Source organism: Oscillospiraceae bacterium MB24-C1, from assembly GCA_030913685.1.
Taxonomy (GTDB): domain Bacteria; phylum Bacillota; class Clostridia; order Oscillospirales; family Ruminococcaceae; genus Yanshouia.
Genome location: CP133187.1, coordinates 2,819,384 through 2,833,219, shown reverse-complemented (window position 1 = coordinate 2,833,219; position 13,836 = coordinate 2,819,384). Strand labels below are relative to the sequence as shown.

The 13,836-nt window shown below is 40.8% G+C and carries 12 protein-coding genes; 8 read left to right on the top strand and 4 right to left on the bottom strand.

The genetic code is table 11. The features are described 5' to 3' along the window. Nucleotides 1-110 precede the first annotated feature (110 nt). A complete protein-coding gene (locus RBH76_13545; protein WMJ83738.1) occupies nucleotides 111-962 on the top strand; it encodes a MurR/RpiR family transcriptional regulator in 852 nt (283 codons plus the stop codon). A 151-nt stretch (nucleotides 963-1,113) separates the two neighbouring features. On the opposite strand, the gene RBH76_13540 is transcribed toward RBH76_13545, so the two are convergent. The 3 genes from RBH76_13540 to RBH76_13530 are packed head-to-tail and all read right to left on the bottom strand — an operon-like array spanning nucleotide 1,114 to nucleotide 4,225. After that, nucleotides 1,114-2,496: a sodium/glutamate symporter gene (locus RBH76_13540; protein ID WMJ83737.1), complete on the bottom strand. Its 1,383-nt coding sequence runs from the start codon at nucleotides 2,494-2,496 to the stop codon at nucleotides 1,114-1,116. A gap of 20 nt (nucleotides 2,497-2,516) precedes the next feature. Beyond that, on the bottom strand, nucleotides 2,517-2,942 hold the full coding sequence (locus tag RBH76_13535) for a DUF126 domain-containing protein (protein WMJ83736.1): 426 nt from the start codon (nucleotides 2,940-2,942) through the stop codon (nucleotides 2,517-2,519). Next, entirely contained in the window at nucleotides 2,942-4,225 is a 1,284-nt protein-coding gene (locus tag RBH76_13530) for an aconitase X catalytic domain-containing protein (protein WMJ83735.1), read from the bottom strand. Before RBH76_13530 ends, RBH76_13535 begins: the two co-directional genes overlap by 1 nt. 417 nt (nucleotides 4,226-4,642) lie before the next feature. On the opposite strand from RBH76_13530, the gene RBH76_13525 reads away from it, so the two are divergent. After that, nucleotides 4,643-5,587, top strand: coding sequence for a LysR family transcriptional regulator (locus tag RBH76_13525; protein WMJ83734.1), 945 nt, complete (start codon nucleotides 4,643-4,645; stop codon nucleotides 5,585-5,587). A gap of 82 nt (nucleotides 5,588-5,669) precedes the next feature. Here the strand turns inward: RBH76_13525 and RBH76_13520 are convergent, their stop codons facing one another. Continuing rightward, nucleotides 5,670-6,629 (bottom strand): LysR family transcriptional regulator, encoded by a 960-nt coding sequence (locus RBH76_13520; protein ID WMJ83733.1) that lies wholly within the window; start codon nucleotides 6,627-6,629, stop codon nucleotides 5,670-5,672. Nucleotides 6,630-6,832: 203 nt separating this feature from the next. Here RBH76_13520 and ilvD point away from each other — a divergent pair, with 203 nt between their 5' ends. The 6 genes from ilvD to RBH76_13490 all read left to right on the top strand — a co-directional run bounded on the left by ilvD (nucleotide 6,833) and on the right by RBH76_13490 (nucleotide 13,831). Then, nucleotides 6,833-8,524: a dihydroxy-acid dehydratase gene (gene ilvD / locus RBH76_13515; protein ID WMJ83732.1), complete on the top strand. Its 1,692-nt coding sequence runs from the start codon at nucleotides 6,833-6,835 to the stop codon at nucleotides 8,522-8,524. A 1-nt stretch (nucleotide 8,525) separates the two neighbouring features. Then, nucleotides 8,526-9,374 carry a DUF6282 family protein gene (locus tag RBH76_13510; protein ID WMJ83731.1) on the top strand — a complete coding sequence of 283 codons (849 nt, stop codon included), beginning with the start codon at nucleotides 8,526-8,528 and terminating at the stop codon, nucleotides 9,372-9,374. 51 nt (nucleotides 9,375-9,425) lie between these two features. Then, nucleotides 9,426-10,310: an alpha/beta hydrolase gene (locus RBH76_13505; GenBank protein WMJ83730.1), complete on the top strand. Its 885-nt coding sequence runs from the start codon at nucleotides 9,426-9,428 to the stop codon at nucleotides 10,308-10,310. Between the two features lie 384 nt (nucleotides 10,311-10,694). Further along, nucleotides 10,695-10,967, top strand: a complete 273-nt coding sequence (locus RBH76_13500) for a PrpR N-terminal domain-containing protein (GenBank protein WMJ83729.1) — start codon at nucleotides 10,695-10,697, stop codon at nucleotides 10,965-10,967. 87 nt (nucleotides 10,968-11,054) lie between these two features. Further along, complete coding sequence (locus RBH76_13495; GenBank protein WMJ83728.1) at nucleotides 11,055-12,584, top strand: sigma 54-interacting transcriptional regulator; 1,530 nt, start codon at nucleotides 11,055-11,057, stop codon at nucleotides 12,582-12,584. Between the two features lie 233 nt (nucleotides 12,585-12,817). Further along, complete coding sequence (locus tag RBH76_13490) at nucleotides 12,818-13,831, top strand: C-terminal binding protein (protein WMJ83727.1); 1,014 nt, start codon at nucleotides 12,818-12,820, stop codon at nucleotides 13,829-13,831. Nucleotides 13,832-13,836: the final 5 nt, after the last annotated feature.

Below are 13,836 nucleotides of genomic sequence, written 5' to 3'. Positions count from 1 at the left end.
TTTTATTTAAAAAAATTTTTATTTTGCTCTGCATCTAAAAAAAATTCTGGTATAATAACATTGAATATAACATGTCTATCAGGAAAGACACAAAGGAGTGCACAAACAAGGTGACTGAACTGCTCAACCGAATCCGCCAGGAACAGGAATCATTTCCGGCCGCCCAAAAATTAGTGGCGGCCTATGTGTTAGAGAATTATAATCAGATTCCTTTTTTATCTATTACAACATTGGCCAAAAACATTGGTGTCAGCGACAACACCGTGGTTAAGTTTTGCATCCACTTAGGGTACAACAAGTTTACTGAATTTAAAAAAGTGTTCTCAGAATACGCACATTCTGAGTTGGTTATGTTTAATAAAATTTCTGAAAGCACGGAGAGTGACGACGACGACGACGGATTTTTCGCCCAGGAAATGGATGAGGATATCGCCGCTATCCGAGCGACATTATCTGATGCAACTAATAGAGAAAACTTGCCCAAGCTGCTTGAGATGATGGATAAAGCAAAACGTATCTATATTACTGGCGGGCGGTCATCGGGTGTTTTGGCAAGTCTGTTTGCGAACATTCTGAGGTACCTTGACTTAAAAGTCTATGATGTAAGTTTTGGTGTGGGAGATTATTTAGATCGTCTTTCCATGGTGGAAAAAGAGGATCTAGTCATTGTTTTAAGTTTTCCGCGTTATACTGCCCTAGTTGTAGATGCAATTCGTGATTTGCATGAAGATGGAATACCAATAGTTCTTATCACTGATACAGGGTTATCTCCAGCTCACCCGTATTCTGACCTGTCGTTTCACTGCACCATGTCATCAAGTTACTATTTTCCGAACTATACTGGCTGCCTTTCTCTTATCAGCGTTATCAGCCGTGCAGCGGCGGCCACACGAAAAAAGCGTGCTGCTCAACATATTCGTCAGTTGGAAGGTTGGTTATTGGAGCGGGGTATCTTTTTGTAAGACACCATATATGCTCCACGTAATTTGGGCCACAAAAGTTATGGATAATGTTAAAAAGCAATAGGAACCCCCGGCGTAGCCGGGGGTTCCTATTTATGAGTATAAACTTTTTAGTATAAACCTTTTAAACGCAGTGTATTTGTGAGAAAAGTTAAGACTCGATGATCTGTGCTTCACCCTGGCGCAAAGCGTCCATAGGCATTTTATAAACGCCATATTTTAAGCGACAAAGCAACAGCATGGCAACACCAATTGCGAGCAGGATTAAACCAACCGGGATAACGCCCATGCTCACCGCAAATACCGGTACCATCGTTACGATAAACAGTTCAATAATTGATTGCAGCGTAAAGGCTGTTCCGAAATCATCAAGCGTACCGCTTTTATTTTCCGGGTCGACAATTCGCAGCAAGGTGACGCCGATGGCAACAACGCCGGTGATATAACCAAAAATGAATATTGAACGCTCAAACCAAAAATTTCTGAAAAGTTTTCTGCCAATAAAAAACACGAGACAGAGCGCCCAGGTCGCACCGATAAGGCACATGATGATAATAGGCCAGAGGTAATTAAGCACGACCGAAACTTTTATTGTGGCTATACCAAAGCCTACAAGATAGTCGGTGACGCCGCTTCCAATGCGGTCGATTGCATGCTTATCAACATAGCTGCCATAACCGGTTTTGTTCAAGATGCTTTGGATAAGTACGCCTGCCAACATGGTCAGGCACATCATCGGAACCTCGATATTGGGTGCATACGGTTTATAAAGCTGATAAGCGCCGTAGCCCATGCCAGTGGCCATAAGTACAAGCACAACGTGCCAGGCCAGAGGATCAATAGACATAGGATGGACGGTTTCTTCGCCGATCGATTTACGCTCGCCGACAGGAATCAGGCCTGTTTTGCAGGATTCCGGCAACGAACCGATACTTTTGATCAGCTTGGTTGCACCCTTTCTGGTGGCATAGTTTATAGAAATGATACCACCAAAAATGCCTGTCAACAACCCAAAGGTTGCAAAAGTCTGGCCGATAATAACGGCGTCGTCACGTCCGAGCAGATTATTAAGCGTTCCGCCGATTGCGGCCGCATAGCCGTGACCACCAGTAAAGCCTGCGGGTAGCAGAATTGACAGCTCGGGGAACACGTTGGGGAACAGGGCCAGCAGAATAGCGCCGCCTACAACCATTGGAATGGCAAAGCCGATAATTTCGCTAGACATGTTGATTAAGAAGGTGTCGCCAACCTTATTGATAATTTTTGCGGGACTGATTTTTTCAGATTTCCCGAGAAATAGACCCGCAAACAACACGCAAACCAAAAGATAGGCATAAGAACCAGTTTTTTCGCTAAAGGGTGCAATATTTAAGAACTGGGGGCCACAGAACAGAGCGAGGAAACCAGCAATCAAGGAAGAAGGTATGTAATAATTTTGAAGGAATTTAATTTTGCTGCGCAGAATTTGTCCTATGAATAGGAAGGCAGACATAATACAAAAATCAATCAGCATGGAATACGGCGTAAAAGTCATAGAAATTTCTCCTCGTTTCTTTATTTTTTCGACTTAACAATGATTTCACCGGTAGTCCCATCAATTTTCACCCAATCACCGGTTTTAATCTTATCCAACGGATTCTGATCTTCCGGAAAATCGGCGACGCAGGGAATTCCCATACTTGCAACTGCAACACCAAGTCTTGCATCCATGCGGGTAGCAACCCATCCGGCAGGGGTAACTCCTGCGATTTGCGCCCCTTTAAAGTGGGCAGAAAAGCCATTGGAGCCTTTTGCGCAGGGAACTACCAGAATCTTGCCATTGATGCAAACACCGTAGTTTACATTGCCGCGTTCATAAATGACACCATCGGTATCACCCAAAGCGCCAGAATTGCCTGCGATACTATCAGGGCAAACGACAGCTTCACCCTCTGCAATGCCCTTCAACGCGCCTCTACCCTTTAAAACAAATTCCTTCATTATGCTTCCTCCCACCTGCCTTTGTAAGCAGCATCAATGCAACGCTTGACTTCTCCATAGTAAACGGTAGCGCTACTTTGATGACGAATTCCAAATGCTTGCTTCGACCCAAACAGTACCATCGACTTAGCATGTTTGTGACTTTCTTCCTTCATGACAATGGGACAGCTACCGGTCAATACCGATGCACCGGTTTCCTCAATAATCTTGGTGTAGCCATTAAGCGTTGCCAATGATTTGACTGCATAGTCGGTCCAAATCTGAAGCTCTGTACCGGCAGGTAAATGTTTTCCCTTTACATAAGAAGCAATTGCTTGAATCTCATCGAGAGAAATATGCGGACAACCGATGCTGACAAAATCGACGGGCCCGCTACCTTTATCGCAGATCATAGCCAAGGATTCTTGCATGTCCCGTTCAGTTACATGGATGACATACTTGGGTTCTTTTCCGCCAAGTGCATCTTCCAACGTTCTGGCTTCGGGCGTGTGCCCAACAATATGGCAAATTTCTGCTGCGCTGGTCACGGACAGTGCAGCACAAAGTTGCCGCATGTTATTAATCTCGATGTTATACAAGCCATTCTCGATAATGGGTACCTCATGCTTCGGTAATAATCTTCCCAGCGTAAATCCGAGCAGATCCCATTCCATCTGGGTATGCACTTCGAAATCAAGATGAAAAAGGCAGGTACCAAAACGATTTTCAGGGACATGCATGCCCCATTTGGGAATTCGACCCGAAATTGCAGCACAAACAGCCGCCTCGACACCGTCTGAATTACCACAAGCGCCATAGATCGTGTTGCTAATGACGACATTGCTCGATTCTGTTGTGACAAAATGTTCCCCCATCATGGGCACCCACCCGCAATAGTAAGGGGTGCAGGAATCTACAATAGAGATTCCCATTTTCTTAGTCGCTTCAAGGAATCTGCGATTCTTTTTCACAAATTCTTCTGGAAGATGTGTTTTTTCATGATCCTCGATATCACAACATGCAGCACAAGTCTGAGCTTTGCAACGGGGAGCAGTGGTACCGAACGGCACCGTTTCATCACTGGATAGATAAAATTCAGAAAAAATCTCCTCATAGTCCTTGTCATCCGGATAGCAGTCTAGATAGTGTTGTGCACCGATAAAGCAAGTCGCTCTCGATATTTCGCAAAGCTCCTCTGCTCCTAGAACCTCTGCGTAGCGAACAATAAACTCTAAGGCTTTTTGCTTAAAGGCCCCCATTTTGCCATCTAGCATTTGTTGTTCATAGGGTGTTAGTCGAACCATAATTCTCCTCCTCCTTGTATTGTAGCTTTAGCGCCAAACTACCACCGGCTCTGCCGGTGTGAATTGAAATACTCAAGCTTGCAGCGTTGAGCGAAACTGACAATATCTTTTTGTGCTAGAATTCACATGGCTAAAATTAAATGCTCAACAGCCGTAGAGCAAGTGATGTGATAGAGGGTATATTGGGGACATTTTTAGAAAATGTCCGGTATTATAACCTTTTAATGTTGATTTTAATTCTGAACAGACTTAAGTCGTGCAAATGATGTTTATGAAGCATCTTTAATTTACGCCATAAAATATACAACGTCAAACAAGTTATAAAGTTAAAATATCAATATTTTTCTTGATATTTAAAAAGTTTGATGGTACTATTCATTAAAAAGTAACGAGTTGTTTTTTATGGGGGTTAATATAGTGCAAACAAACTATGAAGTTTTTGTTATTGTCGCCGAAGAAATGAGTATCAGTAAAGCTGCTCTTCATTTTTCGGTTACAGAACAATGTATCAGTGATCATATTAAACGAATCGAAAAGCAGTTCGGACTACAATTTTTCACAAGAAAGCCACGCTTCCAATTAACAGAAGCCGGGAAATCAATGCTTCAGTCGTTGCAACAAATGCAAGCAGTTGAGTCTATGATGTTGAAAAATATGGAACAACGCACAAAAGGTGAGAAAGGTAGTTTTGTCGTGGGAATCAACTCTTCCCGTGCTCAGGTTCTGCTGCCGCAGATACTACCGGAGTATTATGAAAAATTCCCAGAAGTGAAAATAAGCTTTTTGATGGATGATACGGTCATTTTGGAACAACGATTATTGGAGGCAAAGATTGACCTGTTCTTTGGTATCAATACCCAATATCATGAGAATTTTTCTTATCAGCTGCTGCGTAACGAAAACATTGGTTTTATTGTTTCGGAAGGCTTGTTGCGAAAGCATTTTAATGAAGCCGAATATACCAACATTTTATTGCATCCAAATTTAAAGTACTTTACCCACCTTCCTTTCCTTGGAAGTTATAAGACCGGTGCTATCAACTTCTTGTTGCAGTCTTATTTAAAGGCAAACCACATGGAATTATATAACACGTATGATATAAGCGATGTAGAAACACAGCTTTCGCTCTGTTCCAAGGGATTGTTCGCAATGTTTTGCCCTCAGATGCTACTTTCCAAAGTCAATAGGCATAATGCCCACTGTGAGAAAAAAGAGTATATTCATGTCTTGAACTTGGAAGCTTTCAGGAATAAATTACGGCTGGATCTTGTTTCACTTCAACATGCTGAAAAGCCCTATTACTTGAAAGAATTTGAAAAAAAAATACAAGAAGTTGTGAGGAAGCTATATATAAATAATTGAACTAGTTTAATCCACAATTTAAAAGAGCTTGTCCCCTGTAGTTAAAAGGGGGCAAGCTCTTAATATTATAAGATTTTGCAGGCTAATTTTTATAACTATCAATTTCATTTTCGCAAATTTGCAATTCTGAATGGAGTTGATCAATAAAAACATTGATAAAATCAGGTTGTCGAATTCCGCTATGAGTCACAAGCTGTAAATTCAATCGATCTTGTACGTCTTTAATATCAAATACCAATAAGCGCTGATGAAATGAGCAGGTGAAATTAAGATCTATTACACGCTTTAACATCATTTTGGGGCAAAACGCCGCTACGATCCCTTGACGGCATAATTCAAACTGATTTTCATAGTCACTCATGAAATAAGCACAGTCTAAGCTTAACCCTTGATCAAGCAAGTGTTTATCCAATAGTCCATTTAGTGTACTGTCGTTTGAATTTCTCACCATTGGAAATTTCGATATTTCTTTTAACGATAAACTTTGAGAAGAGATAATATCAAAATTTGTTCCCAAGCTTTTCTTGAGTAATTGTTCTGTGCAAACAAAGAATATCGGCTCGGTTCGCATGGGTTTCAGGACAAATAAAGCATTATCTGAAGTATTAACGCCCAAAAACAAGTCTAATTGATACTGTGCCAGCATATTTTCCATCGCTCTGGTATCTCGAAACTCAAATGATATCTTAACTTTTGGATAAATTGCGTTATATCTTCGGCATAAATTATTCGAGATAATTCTTGCCCGAGTAGAATTGATGCCAAAACGAATGGTGGCACAAACACCGCTTTGCATTTCTTCGAGTCGTTGTTCAAAGCGCTGCTCAATCAGTTGTATCTGCCACAAAGTATCCAACATTTCTTTTCCCTCTGCTGTTAACGATAAACGAGGTCTTCTGTTGAAAAAGGTGCAACCATAGTCCTCCTCCATCTTTTTTAAATAAATGCTGACACATTGCTGGGTTACAAAAAGACGTTTAGCTGCTTTTGTAATACTCATTTCTTGCGCAATTGCAAGAAACATCTTCTGGCGTAAATCCATTACATCCTCCCTTCCCTAGCTCCAGTGCATTATAGCATACGGGCAAAAAAGCCACAAGTAATTATTTGTGTCACCTGTAAGTAATTTTGTTTTACTTTTCAAAAAGAAGTGCCTAGTATAGATATTAGCTGGATTATAGTGTGCATTTTTGTTTAACGAAAATTAAAATACATAGTAGGAGATTTGTGATTATGGGAAAGCCAATGCACTTTAGTGACCATCGTAGTGGTGTCCTAACCAATGGTATGGAACGCTCTGCACATCGAGCTTTGTTATACAGCACCGGTTTGGATACCCATGATTTTAAAAAACCTTTTGTTGCCGTTGTCAATTCTTTTACCGAAATGGTTCCGGGTCACATCCATCTACGTGAGATTGCAGATTTTGTAAAGCATGGCATTATCGAAGCGGGTGGTGTGCCCCGTGAATTTGACACAATTGCATTATGTGATGGAATTTGTCAAGGACATAAGGGCATGAGCTATCCTTTGCCCAGTCGAGAGGTGATCGCTGATTCGATTGAACTCATGGTAGAAGCGCACCAGTTTGATGCCATGGTCATGCTACCCGGTTGTGATAAAATTGTCCCTGGTATGATGATGGCTGCTGCAAGACTTGACATTCCAGCCATTATCATTCCCGGCGGTCCTATGATGGCAGGAAAGTATAAGGATATTGATGTGATCACATTAACCGATATGCGTGAATTTATCGGTCAAACGCAAATGGGAAAATACACCTACGAGGAACTGTTGGAATTTGAAAAGGTGGCATTGCCTTCGTACGGAACATGTGCTATGTTGGGCACTGCAAACTCGATGAGTTTTCTTGCAGAAATTTTGGGTATGTCGTTGCCTCATTCCACCACAGCACTTGCCGTTTCTTCAGAAAAGCGCCGTCTTGCAAAAGCAGCCGGAATGAGAGTCATGGAAATGATCAAAGAAAATCTCACCGCCAAGAAGATTCTCACCCGACAAGCGTTGCGTAACGGTATTGCTGCCACGATGGCAATGGGGTCTTCGAGTAATACGGTGTTGCATCTCATGGCGATTGCGCACGAGGCCAATGTTGAACTAACGCTGGAGGACTTTGATGCGATTAGTCGGAAAGTTCCATATATCTGTAATTTAAAACCCTCCGGTGCCTATCCGGTTTCGGCATTGCATGATGTTGGAGGGGTGCCCGCTGTATTGAAATCGATCGAGCAGTGGCTAGAGGATGATCATCTCACCGTTACGGGTAAAACAGTCAAAGAGAATCTTGCATCGGTCCCTTTGGTTGAAAATGACGTCATCTTCCCCATTTCAAACCCCAAAAGCCAAGATGGTGGTCTAGCAATTCTTTCGGGCACTTTAGCGCCCAACGGCGCAGTGGTCAAAAAGTCCGGCGTGAAGCCCTCAATGTACACTTTTACCGGCAGAGCTAAGGTATTCCATTCGATGGAAGATGCCGTCGAGGCTGTTGTTGGGGATCGCATCCAATCAGGTGATGTTATCGTTATCCGATACGAAGGGCCCAAAGGTGGTCCAGGCATGCGAGAAATGCACATGGTTACCTCCCTGTTGGTTGGCAGAGGTATGGATGAAAGCTGCGCCCTGGTGACGGACGGTAGGTTTTCTGGTTCGACTAGAGGCCCGTGCATTGGACATATCAGTCCTGAAGCTGCTGCGGGTGGTCCGATTGCTGCTGTTCGGGATGGCGATATCATTCATATCGACATTCCCAATCGAAAGCTAGATTTAGAAGTATCAGCGGAAGAAATTCAAGAGAGAATGAAGTCGGTCAAACACATCAAAAAACCACGAACTCCGGCACTTGCCAAGTTTGCTGCCATGGCTACTTCTGCAGATAAGGGTGCGTATACCAAAATTCCAGAATTCGATTTGGGAGAATAAAATGTTCCTTGAAAAAGCAAAGGAAATTATTTGTGGTGGGTATGATTTGCACATCCACACCGCACCATCTCACTTCCCCAGAAAGCTAGATGACTTTGAGGCACTCAAACAAGCAGATGACGCAGGCATAGCAGGGATTCTGATTAAAAGTCATTATGAGCAAACGCAAAGCAGAGCCATGATGGCAAATGAACATTGTAAAACCAAGGCACAAGCTTTTGGTGGACTTGCTCTAAATTACCCCGTTGGCGGTTTCAATCCATACGCTGTCGAAAGTTTTTTGAAAGCCGGTGGCCGAATGGTGTGGATGCCTACGCGAGATGCTGCCCATTCTTTGCGGATGGGCGATATGCCCGGAGATTTTTTTAAGCGAAAAGGCTTGTCGGTTTTTGATGCAGAAGGTCAAATCAACCAAGAAATACTGGAAATACTGGATATCATCAAAAACTACGATGCGTGCGTCGCAACCGGTCACATTAGCCTAGAGGAATCCTTGGCGCTGTGCCAAAAGTCGCTTGCAATGGGAATTAAAACAGTTTTAACCCATCCCGATTGGATGCGCACGCTCGTGACACAACGCATTCAGAAAGAACTTTGTGAACAAGGTGTCTACATTGAAAAAGTTTTTGCGACCATTAAAGAAAAGACTATTACACAATTAGAAATGGCAAATTGCCTTAGAACTCTGAATCCCAGGCGGGTCATTATGGTCACCGACCGGGGGCAATTAAACGAAGACTACCCTGCCTTAGAACTATTGCGTTTCGTGCAAGCGATGTTGCAAGAAGGCGTCTCTACCTCTACTTTAAAAGAAATTGTACGGCAAACACCCCAAAAACTTTTGAGCTAGGATTATAGTGTTCCGGCACTTTATCAGTCATACAATCAAGGAGGATGTAACATGAAGGAAAAAAATTTAACGTTTTATAGCAATGGGTACCGCTTGGCATCTATTCTTTATCTGCCCGAAGATTACAAGGAGGGTGAAAAATATCCCTGTGTTGTTGTGAACTCGGGGTACATGGGATTAAATTCAATTTATCCTGCTCTATATGCTCGTGCATTAACCAAAAAGGGGTATGCTGTTTTCGGCTTTGACTACAGAGGATTCTTGGAAAATGAGGGCCCCAGTGGTGTGTGCAAGTTGGAAGAACAGGTCGAAGATATCCGAAATGCAGTGGTTTTCGCTTCCCTCCAAAAGGAAGTAAACAGTGAAGAAATACTTTTGGTGGGTTGGGGAATGGCTGCAGCTTTGGTCATGAAGGCTGCGGCTCTTGAACCGATGGTAAAGGCGGTTGCTGGTCTGAATGGCTTCTACAACGGTGAGCGTTGGTTGGCAAGCGTGAATACCTATGCAGACTTCGTTAAGCTGAAAGAAGAAGTCAAACAGGAAAGAATTCGCTTTATTCAATCCGGTGAAAGAAAGTTTGACAACCCCTTCCACTTTTATCCGTTGGATCCCGAAACCAAGGATGTTGTCGTGGAGAACCTTTATGTCGTGAAGGGATATGGCCAGGAAATTTCTCTTGAAATAGGTCAGTCTATTTTAGAATTCAATGCGGAAGACTACTCCGATGCACTAAATATCCCAGTCTTTGTTGGGTATGGAAAAGATAATCTTCTGCACCCCGCACAAGAGTCTGTCGCATTCTTTAGCACATTGCATGGCGATCACAACCAACTTTATAAGATTGATGGCAAGCATAATGACTTTATGTTTGATGATCATCCTATTTTTCTTCAGTTGGTGGCAAGCTTGGATACATTTTTCAAGCATGCCCTCTAAGCGCGATCGGTAGCAGTGCTTTAACTACTTGAAATCTGTACTGATACTAAAATCTGACCAATTTTATGTTATCATCCGCCAAATTAAAAATTTGATCAACAATTGCCCCTTGAGTGCCGAAAATGCTCGGTACCAAGGGGCAATTGTTATAGCGTTTTTTGGATGCTTTTTTTAAACCTTTACCCATGAAGTGCCCCGTGTAAGCCAGGTATTTGGAACGCCAAATTTTGTATTTAAACAGCAACAGCTAGGCTTTTATGGCTTAGCCGGTATTTTTACAAACCTTATTAAAGAGGTAGACTTAAGTAATTTTTTCTTGTCTTAATAATAAAATTGTGTAATCATATATAGTAATTGATTAGTTTTCCTATGGGGGTTTCTTTAATGGATAATTCTATACTTTTTATAATTCCAAACACAAAAATGATAGATATAATAAGAGAATTGCTAAAATCAAAAGGGTTTAATTACCCTGTCTATTATGGTTCCATGGGGGAAGCTCTAAAAATCGCAACTGATATGATAAGCAAAGGCACCAGAGTAGTTGTCAGCATTGGAACTACCGCACGTTTTTTGCAAAAGCAGCTTTTAATTCCTGTGTTAGAAATGACATTCGGAGGAATGGAGTTTATAACGGCAATTAATGAGGCATTGTAATACTCTGATAAAATACTGATTGTTGGAAGTTCAAATGTAAGCTATACTGCTAGGCAATGTCTTGAAGTTTTCAAAGAACGGGCAAGAATGATTGATATAAAAGAATATACACACGATCGCCCTCTAACAGATCAAGCAGAAGAGTTTATCAACCAAGGGAACTATGAAGTAGTTATAAGCGGTACTCCTTGCGTTGAAACAGCAAAAAACATGGGCAAAGTCGGAATTTTATTTGGTATAGATCCACGCATGTTTGAGGTCGCTTTAACAAATTCTCAAATGCTTTTGCAGATTGAAACAAGCAGAGAACACCGTAACAAAGTGGTTCAAGCTATTATGGATTATTCCAGCGAAGGGATGATAGCAGTTGATTCTAAAGATTGTATAACAATTATGAATCACGCAGCGGAACGGCTTTTAAGTGTAAATTCAAAAAACGAGTTGGGCGTAAATATACACGATCTTTTAAAAAGCAAAAGGGTTGTAGACGTATTCTCTCCTGAAACAATTGATGATAGAGAAAAGGGAAACATATTTGTTTTGCTTCAAAAAACCCAACTTGATATTGCCTATAATCGCAGTGGCTCTCTCTACTCCCTGCGTGACGCTCAAGAAATTCATGAATTAGGTTTGAGAGCACAAAAGAACATGCGACTTAAAGGTCATATTGCAAAGTGCACTTTTTCTTCTATAATCGGCAATTCCCCAGCCATTCTTCGCACAAAGCATCTTGCTAAAACCTTTGCCCAACACGACAGCACTGTACTAATAACTGGAGAAACAGGGACAGGAAAAGAGTTATTAGCCCAAAGCATACATAATTCAAGCTTAAGAAAAAAGCAACCCTTTGTAGCTATAAACTGTGCAGCATTGCCTGAAAATCTGCTTGAAAGCGAGCTGTTTGGATATGTGAAAGGCGCATTTACCGGCGCAAGATGTGATGGTAAACAAGGTGTTTTTGAAATGGCAAGTACAGGCACGCTATTTCTTGATGAAATAGGTGAAATTACTTTGTCTATGCAAGCGCAGCTTCTACGTGTTTTGCAAGAAAAGGAAATAATGCGCATAGGCGATGATAAGCTTAGAACCATAGATGTCCGAATTATAGCGGCAACAAATAAAGACCTTAAAAGACTGGTAGAAAAAGGGCATTTTAGAGAGGACCTTTATTATCGTCTTAGCGTTTTGGACTTACATGTCCCCCCTTTGCGTGAAAGAAAAGAAGATATTCCGCCTATAATTGACGCACTAATTAGATCAAAAAACCGCCAGCTAAATAAAAGCATCTTAGGTGTTACCAATGAAGTACTAAACCAATTAATAACATTTGAGTGGCACGGAAATATAAGAGAACTTGAGAATTTTCTAGAAAAGTTAATGATAATGTCTCATAAGAGTATTATAGATATGGATACTTTTAATTTGGTATATGAATACGATGAAAAATCTGACGTTATTAATCACGATAAAATAAAATTAATGTCGCTCAAACAGTTAGAACAAGATTATATTTCTAAAGTACTGGAATGCACAAAAGGGAACAAAACTGATTGCGCAAAAATATTAGAAATAGATGGCACAACGTTATGGAGAAAGTTAAAATCTTATGAAAAATAGCGCAATATTGTAATTTGCAATAGTTGTATTGCTATATGCAATATGTTTGATTTTTATATTGTTAAACAAAAAACACTGCTTTTAAATAACGAAACTAATTCTCATCAATTAGTTTCGTTATTGTCATTTATGATAGTTATTTTAAATAATTTTGTTCATTCTTATAGATTTCTAAAACTCTCTATAGTTGGCATGTATTTTGCATGTTAATATTAGCGAAAGGAATGATGGCAATGTTTAATGCAGTTGTTGTAGACAGCAACTACGGAAGCGTCAGTAAAACCAATTTAGATTATATAAGTAAAATGATGCTTAAAAATAATATTCATGTTAGATTAGAGCATTATTTATCCGAAGACGAACTTATTAGCGGGTGCAAAGATGCCGATGCAATTCTCGCTACAGGAAATCCTCCGATAACATCTAAAGTTCTTCATTCGCTGCCAAGGCTTAAAATGGTGCAGCGTTTTGGTATAGGTGTTAATTCAATTGACCTTGAAGCTGCATCAGAAACCAATACCCTCATCATGTTTATGCCTAATTTTTGTGTCGACGAGCTTGCTACCCACGCTATGTCGCTCATACTTGGGCTGTTAAGAAATGCCGCATATTACGATAGAAATATAAGAAAGGGCAAATGGCCAAAGGCTTCTTATTTTTTGCCTTCGGACATGAGCTCAATGGTTATTGGCCTTTTTGGATTTGGAGGTTCAGCTCGTCCCTTATATAAAATGCTTCACGATGGATTTGGTTCCAAAGTAATTTCATGTGACCCTTTTGTAACTGACGATGTAAAAAAAGATTTTGATGTTGAATTTGTCAGCTTTGACGATTTGCTAAAGCGTTCAGATATAATTTCATTGCACGCCCCACTAAACGATAAAACTAAGCACATTTTCAATTCAAATGCGTTTGGTAAAATGAAGGAATCTGCAATGATAATAAACATCGCAAGAGGAGGATTAATCGATGAAAAAGCACTTATAAGTGCACTTCAAAACAAAGAAATTCGTTTTGCGGGTCTGGACGTTTTTGAACAAGAGCCCATTAGTCCTGAAAACCCATTGCTTAAAATGGAAAATGTAATGTTAACATGTCATAGTGCATTTTACGGTGAAAAATCGCAAAAAACTCAAATTGAATTAGCAATTTCATTAACTAATGATGTGCTGAACAATAAAAGTGTCTCAGAAAAGTATATCGCTAACCGATCGGTAATTGCTAGAGACTTAGTTAAAATCTTATAAAAGGA